The sequence below is a fragment of the Gilliamella intestini genome (assembly GCF_900094935.1).
Taxonomy (GTDB): Bacteria; Pseudomonadota; Gammaproteobacteria; order Enterobacterales; family Orbaceae; genus Gilliamella; species Gilliamella intestini.
Map to the genome: position 1 here is coordinate 1 of NZ_FMBA01000058.1, position 13314 is coordinate 13314.

At 37.2% G+C, this 13314-nt stretch carries 16 protein-coding genes; 5 read left to right on the plus strand and 11 right to left on the minus strand.

The window, feature by feature from the left end; genetic code table 11:
- Positions 1 to 380: 380 nt before the first annotated feature.
- Genes GA0061080_RS10765 through GA0061080_RS10775 form a run of 3 tightly spaced genes read left to right on the plus strand, consistent with a single transcriptional unit; the run spans position 381 to position 2107 of the window.
- The gene (locus GA0061080_RS10765) at positions 381 to 737 is read left to right on the plus strand and encodes an ArsC family reductase (protein ID WP_091125417.1); all 357 of its coding nucleotides are present in this window, start codon (positions 381 to 383) and stop codon (positions 735 to 737) included.
- Between the two features lie 13 nt (positions 738 to 750).
- The gene (gene dapE / locus GA0061080_RS10770) at positions 751 to 1890 is read left to right on the plus strand and encodes a succinyl-diaminopimelate desuccinylase (RefSeq protein ID WP_091125421.1); all 1140 of its coding nucleotides are present in this window, start codon (positions 751 to 753) and stop codon (positions 1888 to 1890) included.
- A 58-nt stretch (positions 1891 to 1948) separates the two neighbouring features.
- Positions 1949 to 2107, plus strand: a complete 159-nt coding sequence (locus GA0061080_RS10775) for a YpfN family protein (protein ID WP_081300065.1) — start codon at positions 1949 to 1951, stop codon at positions 2105 to 2107.
- 57 nt (positions 2108 to 2164) lie between these two features.
- Here the strand turns inward: GA0061080_RS10775 and cysZ are convergent, their stop codons facing one another.
- The 7 genes from cysZ to GA0061080_RS10810 all read right to left on the minus strand — a co-directional run bounded on the left by cysZ (position 2165) and on the right by GA0061080_RS10810 (position 8883).
- Entirely contained in the window at positions 2165 to 2989 is an 825-nt protein-coding gene (gene cysZ / locus GA0061080_RS10780) for a sulfate transporter CysZ (RefSeq protein ID WP_091125425.1), read from the minus strand.
- An 84-nt stretch (positions 2990 to 3073) separates the two neighbouring features.
- Positions 3074 to 5107 carry a tRNA(Met) cytidine acetyltransferase TmcA gene (locus GA0061080_RS10785; RefSeq protein ID WP_091125429.1) on the minus strand — a complete coding sequence of 678 codons (2034 nt, stop codon included), beginning with the start codon at positions 5105 to 5107 and terminating at the stop codon, positions 3074 to 3076.
- Positions 5108 to 5110: 3 nt separating this feature from the next.
- On the minus strand, positions 5111 to 5566 hold the full coding sequence (locus GA0061080_RS10790; RefSeq protein WP_091125431.1) for a DUF441 domain-containing protein: 456 nt from the start codon (positions 5564 to 5566) through the stop codon (positions 5111 to 5113).
- Positions 5566 to 6276 carry a phosphoribosylaminoimidazolesuccinocarboxamide synthase gene (purC, locus tag GA0061080_RS10795; RefSeq protein WP_065635202.1) on the minus strand — a complete coding sequence of 237 codons (711 nt, stop codon included), beginning with the start codon at positions 6274 to 6276 and terminating at the stop codon, positions 5566 to 5568. Before purC ends, GA0061080_RS10790 begins: the two co-directional genes overlap by 1 nt.
- A gap of 65 nt (positions 6277 to 6341) precedes the next feature.
- Positions 6342 to 7100, minus strand: a complete 759-nt coding sequence (locus GA0061080_RS10800) for an NlpB/DapX family lipoprotein (RefSeq protein WP_091125434.1) — start codon at positions 7098 to 7100, stop codon at positions 6342 to 6344.
- A gap of 51 nt (positions 7101 to 7151) precedes the next feature.
- Positions 7152 to 8030 carry a 4-hydroxy-tetrahydrodipicolinate synthase gene (dapA, locus tag GA0061080_RS10805; protein ID WP_065635204.1) on the minus strand — a complete coding sequence of 293 codons (879 nt, stop codon included), beginning with the start codon at positions 8028 to 8030 and terminating at the stop codon, positions 7152 to 7154.
- A gap of 94 nt (positions 8031 to 8124) precedes the next feature.
- Positions 8125 to 8883 carry a Nif3-like dinuclear metal center hexameric protein gene (locus GA0061080_RS10810; RefSeq protein ID WP_091125438.1) on the minus strand — a complete coding sequence of 253 codons (759 nt, stop codon included), beginning with the start codon at positions 8881 to 8883 and terminating at the stop codon, positions 8125 to 8127.
- Positions 8884 to 9083: 200 nt separating this feature from the next.
- Here GA0061080_RS10810 and rnt point away from each other — a divergent pair, with 200 nt between their 5' ends.
- Positions 9084 to 9764, plus strand: coding sequence for a ribonuclease T (gene rnt, locus GA0061080_RS10815; RefSeq protein WP_209435821.1), 681 nt, complete (start codon positions 9084 to 9086; stop codon positions 9762 to 9764).
- Positions 9754 to 9918: a hypothetical protein gene (locus GA0061080_RS12650; RefSeq protein ID WP_167349228.1), complete on the plus strand. Its 165-nt coding sequence runs from the start codon at positions 9754 to 9756 to the stop codon at positions 9916 to 9918. Before rnt ends, GA0061080_RS12650 begins: the two co-directional genes overlap by 11 nt.
- Positions 9919 to 9925: 7 nt before the next feature.
- Here GA0061080_RS12650 and GA0061080_RS10820 read toward each other — a convergent pair whose 3' ends face one another.
- The 4 genes from GA0061080_RS10820 to yejK form a co-directional block, all read right to left on the minus strand.
- Complete coding sequence (locus GA0061080_RS10820; protein WP_065635241.1) at positions 9926 to 10252, minus strand: Grx4 family monothiol glutaredoxin; 327 nt, start codon at positions 10250 to 10252, stop codon at positions 9926 to 9928.
- Between the two features lie 441 nt (positions 10253 to 10693).
- A complete protein-coding gene (locus GA0061080_RS10825) occupies positions 10694 to 11734 on the minus strand; it encodes a hypothetical protein (RefSeq protein WP_091125446.1) in 1041 nt (346 codons plus the stop codon).
- Complete coding sequence (gene nfo, locus GA0061080_RS10830; protein ID WP_091125450.1) at positions 11731 to 12576, minus strand: deoxyribonuclease IV; 846 nt, start codon at positions 12574 to 12576, stop codon at positions 11731 to 11733. The genes GA0061080_RS10825 and nfo overlap by 4 nt, the downstream gene beginning before the upstream one ends.
- A gap of 42 nt (positions 12577 to 12618) precedes the next feature.
- Positions 12619 to 13314 (minus strand): nucleoid-associated protein YejK (gene yejK, locus GA0061080_RS10835; RefSeq protein ID WP_091125453.1); only part of this gene is annotated, 696 nt, incomplete at its 5' end.

The window sequence follows — 13314 nt, forward strand, 5'->3', positions numbered from 1 at the left end:
AAAAATCTAAAAACGTGCCTAATGGCGTTATTTGATAAGCTTAAGGCATAGGTTTGCCAGTGTTGGTGCTTGGTGCTTTACATGGTACTGCATCATATCTTCCTTGTCAAGTAATATCTTTTTTATTTGATATTTTATAATTTTCTGGTTATTAAATAACCTATTTTGTTTTTAATTGTAATCGTTTGAAAACTATTTGACTAGCCTTTTTGAAAATTTTTTAAGATTTTTTTAGTGTTTTATTAATTAAGTTGTAAAAAGCACCAAATTGTTCTTTGTTATGATTAGAATAATCCATTTGCTTAAATTCCTCCTTTAATTTGCTGCCTTATGTTGATAGCTGTTATAATTTGCTTATCTTTCAAACTGAGATCAGCTTTATGTACACTATTTATGGCATTAAAAACTGCAATACAATGAAAAAGGCCTTTACTTGGCTTGATGAACATCACATTAATTATCAATTTCACAATTATAAAACCGATGGACTATCAGAAGCGCTTTTAGATACATTGTTGCAATTGGTGGAATGGCAAAATTTGCTCAATACACGCGGAACAACTTGGCGCAAGTTAGATGAAGCTGTTCGTGCTCAGATCAATAACGAGCAAGCAGCTAAAAAAATCATGTTAGCTAACCCATCTATTTTAAAACGCCCTTTATTGATCGATGGAAAGCGAGCTTTATTGGGATTTTCAGATCCGCTTTATTCACAATTTATATCGCAAGCTAAATAAAATCGAGGCCATTATGACCGAACCTGTTATTGCACTAACCAAAGCGCTCATTGCCGAAAAATCAATAAGTCCTGACGATAAAAACTGCCAAAAACTCATTATTGATCGACTAAAACCGCTTGGTTTTGTCATTGAAGAAGTCAATATTGGGCAAACCAAGAACTTATGGGCCTATCATGGCGATGCTACTAGCAAAACCTTGATGTTTGCCGGGCATACCGATGTCGTGCCGGCCGGGGATGAAAGCAAATGGCTTTATCCACCTTTTTCGCCAACGATTAATGAACATGGTGTGCTTTATGGTCGTGGCGCATCAGATATGAAAAGTGGTGTTGCAGCCATGGTTTGTGCAGCAGAAGAATTTGTTAAACGCAACCCTAACCACGCTGGGCGTGTGGCTTTTTTGATCACATCAGATGAAGAAGCAGACGCTACTGATGGCACTGTTAAAGTGGTTGATTTACTCATAGAGCGCCAAGAACGTGTTGATTATTGTATTGTCGGCGAGCCATCGAGCAATGCTGTGCTTGGCGATCAAATTAAAAACGGTCGTCGTGGTTCACTCACGGCTAATTTGGTTGTACATGGCGTTCAAGGCCATGTTGCCTATCCTCACCTTGCCGATAATCCCGTTCATCGCTTTGCGCCAGCATTAAACGAACTGGTTAGTACCGTTTGGGATGAAGGTAATGAGTACTTTCCTAAAACCACAATGCAAATAGCGAATATTAATGGCGGTACGGGTGCTGAAAATGTTGTACCGGGCGAGCTTTGTGTGCAATTTAATTTTCGGTATAGTAGCGAATTGACCGATGCTATAATTAAGACGCGTGTTGAGCAGATTTTACAAAAGCACAATGTTAATTATACCTTAACTTGGCGATTGTCTGGTCACCCTTTTTTAACGCCACAAGGTGATTTAACCAACGCTGCAGCTAGCGCTATCAAAGAGTTAACCAATATTGATACTGAATTATCTACTAGCGGTGGCACATCTGACGGTCGTTTTATTGCTAAAATGGGATGCCAAGTGATCGAACTAGGCGTGCTTAATAAAACTATTCACAAAGTCAATGAAAATGCCAACTGTCAAGATATTATTACTTTAACTGCAATTTATTACCGTATTTTGGAAAAATTGTTGTTAGCGTAATTAGTTGATGTGACGATTATAACTTGCTGATTTCGATTTTAATCTAAGAGGAAATACTATGGAATGGCTTAAAGATTATTGGTGGATAATTTTGATTATTTTAATTGGAATTTTTATTAATACCATTAAAGCATTAAATCGACTAAGTTATAAAGCGTATCTTGAAAAAAAGAAAGGAATAAAACCTATCCCTTATAAAGATGACGACGATGATTGACCAACAACAACCACTTCAACGTCGCCTAAAAAATAACGCAGTTAAAATAATAGCAGCTTAGTTACCGCTATTAAATAATGCTTGATGGCGGTAGCGATCAACCCACATTGCCGTAGCACCACACACGGCAATAGGCATGATAATTAAATTAAGCACTGGCACCATGGTAAAAAAGCTAACTAACATGCCAAAAGTTAAATTATCGGCTTTATGTTGTTTAAGCAACTGACGCATATGATCAAAAGTGATTTTGTGATTATCAAAGGCGTAATCGGCATATTGGATGTTAATTTGCCAAGCAGTAAATAAAAACCAAACCACAGGCGTAACCGATTGCCCAATAACTGGAATAAAATAGGTTAACAGTATCGGAATAGCCCATAATAGATAGTTGAGCAATTTTTGAAATTCACGACCAAAAATACGAGGAAGATCTTTAATAATACTTAACCACGATGTATCTACCGCAGGTATTCCTGTTAATTGTGCTTCAACTTGTTCGGCCAATATACCATTAAACGGTGCAGCAATAATATTGGTTACCGTACTAAAAAAATAACAAAATAAAATTACCAGTGTCAATATCACAATAAAAACGATAATATAACCCAACCACTGCAACCAACTTGGCACATACGATAATCCCCAATCCACTACTCCCGTAATGGAGGTAAAAAACCAATAAAATAGTGCCGACATAATCACAATATTGGCAATTAGCGGTAAAAAAACAAACCGCTTAATCCCTGGGCTAAACGCCAATGACCAGCCTTTTAAAAAATACTCAATGCCTGTTGTTGGTTGACCTTTTGGGGTGTTGTTATTCGTTTGGTTTTGCCAATGGCGGTGCTGCGTTTGGTTTTCGAGTTTATTGTGAGTCACATTCGATTCCTTTTTAATTAAAACCAATTGAGTAAAAACATAGTAACTATTGTAAACATACCTCTTGATAACCTGCAATGGCAATTAATTATTTTTGCTGTCTATTTTGGCAAAGATTACATTATCGCCCTGCTTTGCTAGCCATGTTCTGACCTCGTGTTTAATAGTTTGCATTAATGCTTGTTTGCCGGCAAGTTGATATAAATCAATAATCAAATTCTGATTGTTTTTGCTTTTTAGCAGTGCTGACAATACAGGCAAAGCACTCGCCTGTGTAGATTGTGATTGTAAGCGCGTTTGAATATGACGATTTAATCGACACAGTGCAGGGTAAGAGGCTTCAAATGGGCGGTGATAATAAGCAAATCCCGTTAGCTCATCAAAATCATGCGTATCTAAATTTAGTGATAATAGCAAGTTACTGTGGCTCTTAATCATCTTGTTAAAAGGTAAATCGATGATATTTTTAAGCCAATAAGCATTACGGTGTAACCTTTGGGTTAGTTTTCGTATTAGCTGCTGCCCAGATTCAGTTAATGACTTAAGCACCATAACCGAATAACTGCCACTGCTAGCTTGTTTATGGCTACTAACATGAACTAAGGTAAAACCACAAGCTGTCCAAAATTGATAATTAGACGAGCTATAAGCAAAACTAACCGATACAAAATCATAATTATGCGCTTTGGCATCATCAACAATATTCTGCACAAGTTGTTTAGCAATAGATTGCCGTCGATAAGTGTTAATAACCGCAATACGGTTTATTCTAACCGAGCGCAGCTTGGCAGCTAATCGCTCACCAGCATGGGCAACCAGTGACTGCGCCACTAAATTACCTTTGGGGCGACGTGTGCCTTGCCATACTTGTTCAATTAAATCATCAGGCAAATTACCTTCATTGACTGTCACTGCCACAGCAACGTTTTTATTTCCAATGTTGGCCTGCCAAACCGATAAATTTTGTGCATCAAGCAGACGTCGTAAATCAATTAATGTGGTTTGATAATGTGCTATTTTTAATAAATAAAAGATCGACCTTAACGCATGAATATCATTGCGATCAACCTTGGCATATTGGGCAGATAAAGCGCTCGCACTGCTAGGGTTATCATCTTGGGCCAATACACCATTGAGTAACAACCGATCGCTAAATTGTTCAAGCTCATCACCCACTTGCCAACGAATGGGGGTATGTAGGTAAAAATATTGACACGCTTTATTTGCCAATAATTTTAATAAAAAGCCCTGCCCTGTACCTTCATACCCTTCAACGGTTGTTGTTAATAACACTCGGCTATTATTGGCAATAGCCAATTGTAGCAGTTTTTCAAGCATTGAAAGAGGAATCATTGCTGCTTCATCAATAATTAAATAGTTAGCAAAATTATGATGTGACTGTGCAATTAATTCATCAGGTGCAAAAAATGGGGTATCGGGTTTGGCAAAAGCAAAAAAGGTTGTCAAAGCTGATTTATTGGGCGCTGTTACAATACAACGCTGATAATGGCTAAACAGTCCTGCTAATGCCGATTTGCCACGTCCACGCTTGGCAACAACGACATTAATTTGTTTATTACTGTTTAATAATTGCTTTAATGTCGTTTGCTGCTGAGTTAAGTCGTAATTGTCATCGGCCACCTGCTCAAAAAACATGGGCGATACAGCTGTTTTTGGCAAAGAGGTTTGATTAATAATGATGCCAAACTCTGCTAATGTTTGGGTTAAATGTGCAATAAAATTAGGTACCGTGATTGCGGTTTGGCATTCGTTCCAACGCAAACTGTCTTGATCGTGCCAAGTAGCCAAGTTATTGGGCAATAACAAAATCAACACACTGCCTTTTATTAGCGTACCGACTAACATGGCAAAAGCATCAAGATTAAATCCGGCCGTTGCATCAAAAACCGCATGCCGATACTGCTGACCCAATAATTGTTTTGTTTGATTAGGTTTAAGTACGTTCGCAATCAATGAACAAGGCAAACAATCAGGCTGATGCGTAACAGTAACCCAATCGCCAGCGTTTTGCTCAAAGATGGGTATAAGTTGTTCAAATAATTGTGAGGTTTCACCCTGTAACACCCATAGCTGTCGAGTGTTGTTGGGAGTATGCATAGGTTAACTTTTTCCAATTAATAACGACAATATCCCTGCTGCAATAAGCGGCCCCACAGGAACACCTTTGAAAAACGCAACGCCAATTAGCGTACCAATAATTAAGCCATTAACAATAGTTGGCTGTGCACCAATAAGCGATACGCCACGCGTGCCAAGCCAAGATACACAAATACCCACCAAAATAGCCAATAGTGATTGCCAAGTAGTAAACGATTTAACAATATCGCTAATTTTTAACGAACCATCAGCCAATGGCACCATCATGGCAGCTGTTAAAATAACAATTCCAATGGTTAAGCCATATTGATTTAAAAATGGAAAATAAGTGGCTAGTGGTGTTAACTTAAAGAGTAACAATAACAGTACTGCAAATGTCACTGTGTTATTGTGCGTTAAATAACACAGTGCCGCTAAACCTAATAAGACAAAAAAAGAAACATCAAACTGCGCAAGCATTATAAAGGTACACCAATGCGTTTTGCCACTTCTTCATAGGCTTCAATTACACCGCCTAAACCTTGACGGAATCGGTCTTTGTCCATTTTTTTTAGTGTGGCAGTTTCCCACAAGCGACAACCATCGGGCGAAAACTCATCGCCTAAGGTAATTTCGCCTTTAAATAAACCAAATTCGAGCTTATAGTCAACTAATATTAGCCCTGCTTTGTCAAATAAATCAGTCAAAATAGTGTTAATTTTAAAGCTCAGTTCTTTCATTTTAGCTAATTGATCATCGCTCGCCCAACCAAAAGCTTTACAGTGTGACTCGTTAACCATCGGATCGTGCAATGCATCGTTTTTGAGGAATAATTCAAAGGTAGGTGGATTTAAAATTTTGCCTTCTTCAACGCCTAAACGTTTAACTAAAGATCCTGCTGCACGATTGCGTACCACGCATTCAACTGGTACCATTTGTAGTTTTTTTACAAGTACTTCGTTGTCTGATAATAAGGCCTCAACTTGAGTTGGGATACCTGCTTCACGCAATTTATTCATAATAAAATAGTTAAATTTATTATTAACCATGCCTTTACGATCTAACTGTTCAATGCGTAAACCATCAAATGCGGATGTATCATTGCGAAACTCAAGGATTAATAAATCGGGGTTTTCAGTAGTGTATACCGTTTTAGCTTTACCACGATAAAGCTCAGCCAACTTTTTCATGTTTTTAACCTTATACCAATTACCAATAAATAATTAAGGAGCTGTTCGCTCCTTAAATTCCAAATCTATTTTTGATCTTCATCACTTACGGATGTTGCTGTTTTTTTGCTTTCAGGCTTGTTCTTTTCTTCGTCATTTTTATCTTGTGCTTTTGCTGGCACAATACGCATAGAATCAGGCGCAACATCGTTCATGATGTCATTAAATAAACCAACAATATAGCGTTGTACTTCAACCGGTTGTGAAATTAAATTTTCAGTACCACGGGTTAACGAGGTGATCGAAATAGTGATTGTTTCGGTATCCCCTAGCAATTGACGTTTAATTGAATAAGAGGCTTCAACCGCTTGCTCTTCGTCAGCACGAACCATAAAGCTTTTGCCGGTTTGGATAGTATTACTGTCGTGGCTAGCAATCAAAATATTTCTTTTATTTAAACTATTAGGAATCTGCTCCCACACATTACTACTTAATGGCACATTAAAAGTGACTGAGCCATTATTATAAATTGCAAAAGCTTCTTGGATAGTTGAGATTGGTAAAGTTGGTGGTCTAATATCAAGCTTCTTTCCTAAATCACCGCGAACCTCAGTTGTATTAACAAAAAACTCATTACTTTCAGCTGGTATCTTAGTACCTTCTGGAATGATTAACGGTTTTAAAGCAGGTGATTTAAGATAATCTTCATTTCCGTCAACTTCACGTTTAAAATTTTGATCATTACCACAACCAACAAGAAATAAAGAAGTCACAACTGCTAAAATAGCCGTTTTTTTAATAACATTGTTTTTAAATAGGATTTTGTTCAATGTGTTATTTAACATAGATATCTGCTTTTAAAATTAAAGGTTATACAAAACTAAGGTTATACAAAACTATAGTAGATTTGCCTCTTTTAATGCTTGCTCAACTACCGAAATTGATGATTGAGTTAGCGCAACTAAAGGCAATCGAATGCTTGGGCTTTGCATTAAACCTAATCTTGCGCAAGCCCATTTAGCTGGCGTTGGGTTGGGTTCAATAAACAAATGACGATGTAATGCCGTTAAAGTATCATTTAAAGCACGAGCTTCTTGAATTTGGTTATTAGCAGCAAGCTTACATACCGTTGCAACAGCTTTGGCAGCCACGTTGGCAGTGACCGAAATCACTCCATCACCACCTAAAATCATAAAGTCTAAAAACGTTGAGTCATCGCCACTTAATAATTTAAAATCAGGACCAACTAATTTACGGGTAGGATAAACTCTTGAAAGGTCACCAGTTGCATCTTTTAATGCAACAATATTTTTAATTTTGGCTAAACGCCCAACGGTTTCAGGTTTTATATCGCTGCTAGTGCGCCCAGGCACATTATATAAGATTTGTGGCAACGCTGTACTTTCTGCAATGGCTTTAAAATGTTGATACATGCCTTCTTGCGTTGGTTTATTATAATAAGGCGCAACAGTTAAACAACCAACAACACCGATATTTTCAACCCGACTGGTCAATTCAATGGCTTCTTTCGTTGCGTTTGCACCCGTGCCTGCAATAATAGCAATGCGACCATCGGCATAATCGATTGTTCGTTTAATCACATCGATATGCTCATGATGATCAAGCGTTGCCGATTCGCCTGTCGTACCGACCGAAACAATGCCCGATGTTCCATTAGCAATATGATATTCGACCAATTTTTTTAAGCTTACGTGGTCTACATTTCCTTTCGTATCCATAGGGGTAACTAGTGCGACCAGACTTCCTGTAAACATAAAATGACCTCTCATATTATTAGTTTATAACACAACGTAAAGAATAAAATATGCGAATAAGTATGCGATATTTCTTAATTAAATTCAACTTTTGTTATGCCGGATTATCAATATCAACAAAAATGACATCAATACCATAACCGCTTGCTAACCATTTTCCTAGATTTTCAATGCCATAACGCTCAGTAGCATGATGCCCAGCAGCATAAAAGTTAATACCATATTCGCGCGCAATGTGAATAGTGCGTTCTGATACTTCGCCAGTAAAAAAAGCATCTACGCCCATTTGTGCTGCTTGCTCAATATAATCTTGCCCACCACCACTGCACCAAGCAATACGCTTAATCACTTGTGGCGCGTTATCACCACAAAACAACACTTGCCGTTGGCTATGATGTAATACTTGTTCAAGTTGATGTTTAAATTGTAATGCCGTCAATGGGCTATTTAGCACACCTGTAAAAAGTAGATCAGTGATATCATCACGCTTATCAACCGTAATCCCGAGTAAATTAGCTAACGCCATATTATTACCTAAAGTGGGATGGCCATCTAACGGCAAGTGGTAGCCATACAAATTAATGTCATTTGTTAACAACGTTTTAATGCGTTGATACTTAATGCCAGTAATGGTTTGCACTTCGTTTTTCCAAAAATAACCATGATGCACCAACACCGCATCGGCTTGTAATTCAACTGCTTTATCTAATAATAACTGACAAGCTGTAACGCCTGTTACAATTTTATTAACTTGCCTTCGCCCTTGTACTTGCAACCCATTTGGCGCATAGTCCCGATAACGGGTAATTTGTAGTTCATCATTAATAATCTTTTCTAATTCAAAATGGTGCATTGCTTGCTCGGTTTTAAAATAATTTTATAAGGGATGATTATAATCACTTTAAATAACAAACGCATCAACTCGTTTGCCTTAATGTGATTTGCGTAATATTTACCATAAACAAATTAACAACAAACGCTTAAAGCCAATGCTAGGCGAACCGTTTAAAAACTGGCATAATAGTCCTTTTTGACGAATTAAGATAAATTATTGTGCCAAACGCCAAATTATGTGAACGCTTTCGGGGGTTTTATCCCGTTGTCATTGATATTGAAACCTCGGGGTTCGATCCCAAGCTCAATGCCATATTAGAAATTGCCGCCATCACCCTAAAAATGACAAATGACGGCTGGCTAGAACCAGAAAAATCGCTACAATTTAATGTCAATCCATTTGATGGCGCCATTTTAGAACCTACTGCACTTGCCTTTAATGGCATCGATCCCAGCAACCCATTACGAGCCGCCGTGGATGAAAGACAAGCTTTAGATGAGATATTTAAAATGGTCAGCGCCGGCATAAAAGATAGCGGTTGCACGCGTGCAGTTATTGTGGCGCATAATGCACACTTTGATCACAGCTTTTTAATGGCAGCAGCAGAACGCTCAAAAATCAAACGCAATCCATTCCACCCATTCGCTACCTTTGACACTGCATCACTCAGTGGATTAATTTTTGGACAAACAGTACTTGCCAAAGCTTGCCAAATGGCACAAATCACCTTTGATCACAAACAAGCTCACAGTGCACTATACGACACTCAAAAAACGGCTATACTTTTTTGTAAAATTGTTAATCGACTAAAATCGCTTGGAGGTTGGCCTTTGGTATCTATCGATAGTAAAATGGAAACCGATACACCAATAGAGACAAATGAACATAATGAGCAATAAACTAAAAACAAGCAAACACACTAAAACAATAGATGATTTAGAAAAAGCCATGCTCAATACAGACAAAGTCAAAAAAGCGTACGAAGATGCTCAATATGAATGGCATCAACAAGAGTTGCTTGCAAAAGCGCGCTCAACCGGCGCGCTTGATTGATTGGAGATTAAGATTTGTGCTTTTCAGCCGTTTGCTTAATAAGCGTTTGCAACTCGCCAGTTTGGAACATTTCTAACATAATATCACAGCCCCCAACAAGCTCGCCTTCAACCCATAATTGTGGGAATGTAGGCCAATTAGCAAATTTTGGTAACTCGGCACGAATATCAGGGTTTTGTAAAATATCAACATAAGCAAACGCCTCGCCACATTGCGACAAAACTTGCACAGCCTGAGCCGAAAAGCCACAACTTGGCAATTTTGGCGAACCTTTCATATATAAAATAATTGGATTGTCAGCAATTTGTTTTTTGATTTTGTCGAGTGTTGTCATTTCAGTTGTCATGTAATTTCCTTGGTAATTATTGCGTAATAAACTAACTATTTTAACGTAGAATTAGGGTTGTGACTAATGCTATCTTGAATCAAATCAGTTTAATGGGGATTTTTGCAGCTGATTATAGATGAGGAGAAAATCCATCAAAATAACTAAATAAAAAAACAACAAAATCAATATCTTTTAATTCATCTAATTTAGTCGCTGTTTCCAAAGAAATTTCATTTAAGCTTTTAGATTGAATGTTTGATCCTTGCCAAAATACCAGACACTGCCGACCGCTATCATTTTATCGTTTTGATAATATTGCTGTTCAGGCGTCATCCAACTGTTAGCTGAATGACGATGGATATGATTATAATAGATTTCAATATATTCAAGTAGTACTTTATTAACCTGCTTGCTCGTTTTTAATCTACTAAAAATAATTTGCCCGATTTAATGCCGAGCATCACACCTTGGAACAAAATAGTCGTGCAGTGGATGCATAAATCGAAAAACAGGAGTACACGAAAATGATGATGCTTTGAAACCAAATACAACAGGCGGTTCATTCTTTAAAATTTTACCTGTCCATTGATATATAAACTCATCTTTATTATTTAAGCTATTTAGTGGGTAAAACATGTCACCTTCAGCTATACCTTCAATCTCATTCGTTATTATATTGGAGTTGGAGTCTAATATAATTAAATGCCTTGCTATGATTTCATCACTTTGAATAAGCTTGCTTTTATCTTTGTTGGTATAGTTTTGTATAAAAAAACGAAAACCATTTGCTTCAGCCAAATAACTGTCTACTTTTTTCAAACTATCCATATTTCCCCAAAATGCTAAAGCGGTAATCTCATCATCTTCATCAAGAACAGGAAAATCCTGTTCATCAATTTTGTTCCAAAATAAAGGCGTTAATTGCTCTTGTACAAAAGGGTTTTCTTTGCCGATATAAACAAGGCTAGATGGATGGTCTTTAATTATTTTAGAATCTAATTTAAAACCAAACATATAATCAGATAAATAAAAAGGACCGTCACCACTGCTATAAGGATTAACAACAGCTAAAGCTTTTAAACTACTAATAGGAAATGATTTTAAATCATTTTTTTCATAGTCGTAAATAAAAACCGTATCGTCTTCAGATACCCCAACTTCAAAAAAAAATTTAGCACGATATGAATCGGTCAATAAATATTCTTTCTTTTTGTAGTTTTTTCTTTTTCCACTAGGAATTAAAAAGACTCTTTCTTTATACTCTTTATCATATAAATTAATATCGTCAGATAATGAAATGAACATAAAACCTGGATCATCTTCAATATAATCAATAAATTCTAGCGAATATACTCGAATATCTTTTCTATAACCACTACCATCAAATTCTTTCAATTTATTATGACCAAGACTTTCAGCATAACTATAGAAACTCAGTGGCACTAGGATAAAAATTAAAAACAAAAAATAGAATAATTTCTTTATCATCTATTCATCTGCTCCTTTAACCAGTTTATTTCTTGTGCCCAAATATCGGGATCAATGGTTTCTAAGATAAGAGGAATTTCGTCAATTCTTGGGTCTTGCATGATATATTTAAATGCCGCTTCGCCAATATTGCCTTTGCCTAAACTGTGATGGCGATCGACATGGCTAGCAAATTCGCTTTTAGCATCATTTAAGTGCATGCCTCGTAAGTATTGAAAACCGACGATTTTTTCGAACTCAGCAAAAGTTTCTTGGCAAGCTTGTTCGGTACGTAAATCGTAACCAGCGGCAAAAGCGTGGCAAGTGTCAATGCAAACTCCAACTCGGCTTTTATCTTCGACTTGGTCAATGATTTGTGCAAGATGTTCAAATTTATAGCCTAAGTTAGAGCCTTGTCCTGCGGTATTTTCGATAACAGCAACCACATTTTGTGTTTTGTCGAGCGTAATGTTAATCGATTCGGCAATGCGTGCTAGGCATTCATCAACCGATATTTGTTTTAAATCGCTTCCGGGGTGAAAATTAAGTAATGTTAATCCTAATTGTTCACAGCGTTGCATTTCGTCTAAAAACGCAGTGCGTGATTTTTCAAGCTGTTCGCTATCGGGGTGTCCTAAATTAATAAGGTAACTATCGTGTGGCAAAATTTGTTTGCTGGTAAAACCATATTTTTCGCAGCGTTTTTTAAAGCTGTCGATGGTGGCTGTTTCAAGCGGTTTGGCGTGCCATTGTCGTTGATTTTTAGTAAATAGCGCAAATGCGGTTGCGCCAATTTGATAGGCATTTATCGGAGCGTTATCTACCCCACCTGCTGCACTTACATGTGCACCAATGTATTTCATTTTTTGTCCTAATAACGTTGTTAGTTTATGATTAGCGGATAATTAGTTCAAGCCGCTATTGCGTTGTAGCTGATCACGCAAATTAGGCGGTACACCTTTAATAACCAGTGAGTCAGTCTGTGGATCCCATTTTATACGTTCACCTAACAAATTTGAATCGAAGCTTAAGGTTAATCCGCCACCGCTGCCCGAGAATTTTTTAAGTTGGCGCAATGCACTACGATCAACGGGAAAAGTATCTTCTAAATCATATTCACTATTTTTAACAAATTCAATAAAGTTGTTATCGTCACTTATTGGTAGTTCGTTGGCTAAATTTTTTAACTCAATTTCTTCACCAGCTTGCAATTGAGCTTGACAGTAATTGTAGACGCTTTCACGTGCGTTGGTTTTGTCTTGTTTGTCAAATTGCATTTCTTGGCAGTAATCATCTACCGCTTTAACCAGTGTTTTGTTTTGTGCTTTCGCATCTAATCCTTCATTAGCACCTAGGTAGTCCATAAAAAAGTCAGATACTTTTCGCCCTACTCGTCCTTTTAAAAAGGTTAAATATCGTTTTGAGTCGGCTTGGGTTTCCCATTCGGTCATGTCTATACGGGCAATAATATCGGCATGGTCAATGTCTAGATATTGCGTTTCGCTAATATCTAGGTCTTCATTAACTAACATACTTAAACAACTATTTAACACCGCAATAATTAAGTATTCAACCGCCAAATAACGATATTGGCAAAACAC

Coding starts and splice junctions, on each gene's coding strand:
- GA0061080_RS10825 (WP_091125446.1), bottom strand. CDS start 11,734: ATGATAAAGAAATTATTCTATTTTTTGTTTTTAATTTTTATCCTAGTG.
- purC (WP_065635202.1), bottom strand. CDS start 6,276: ATGAAAAAGTTGGCTGAGCTTTATCGTGGTAAAGCTAAAACGGTATAC.
- GA0061080_RS10785 (WP_091125429.1), bottom strand. CDS start 5,107: ATGCATACTCCCAACAACACTCGACAGCTATGGGTGTTACAGGGTGAA.
- GA0061080_RS10790 (WP_091125431.1), bottom strand. CDS start 5,566: ATGCTTGCGCAGTTTGATGTTTCTTTTTTTGTCTTATTAGGTTTAGCG.
- GA0061080_RS10765 (WP_091125417.1), top strand. CDS start 381: ATGTACACTATTTATGGCATTAAAAACTGCAATACAATGAAAAAGGCC.
- GA0061080_RS10820 (WP_065635241.1), bottom strand. CDS start 10,252: ATGACAACACTCGACAAAATCAAAAAACAAATTGCTGACAATCCAATT.
- GA0061080_RS12650 (WP_167349228.1), top strand. CDS start 9,754: ATGAGCAATAAACTAAAAACAAGCAAACACACTAAAACAATAGATGAT.
- GA0061080_RS10810 (WP_091125438.1), bottom strand. CDS start 8,883: ATGCACCATTTTGAATTAGAAAAGATTATTAATGATGAACTACAAATT.
- GA0061080_RS10775 (WP_081300065.1), top strand. CDS start 1,949: ATGGAATGGCTTAAAGATTATTGGTGGATAATTTTGATTATTTTAATT.
- dapA (WP_065635204.1), bottom strand. CDS start 8,030: ATGTTTACAGGAAGTCTGGTCGCACTAGTTACCCCTATGGATACGAAA.
- GA0061080_RS10800 (WP_091125434.1), bottom strand. CDS start 7,100: ATGTTAAATAACACATTGAACAAAATCCTATTTAAAAACAATGTTATT.
- dapE (WP_091125421.1), top strand. CDS start 751: ATGACCGAACCTGTTATTGCACTAACCAAAGCGCTCATTGCCGAAAAA.
- nfo (WP_091125450.1), bottom strand. CDS start 12,576: ATGAAATACATTGGTGCACATGTAAGTGCAGCAGGTGGGGTAGATAAC.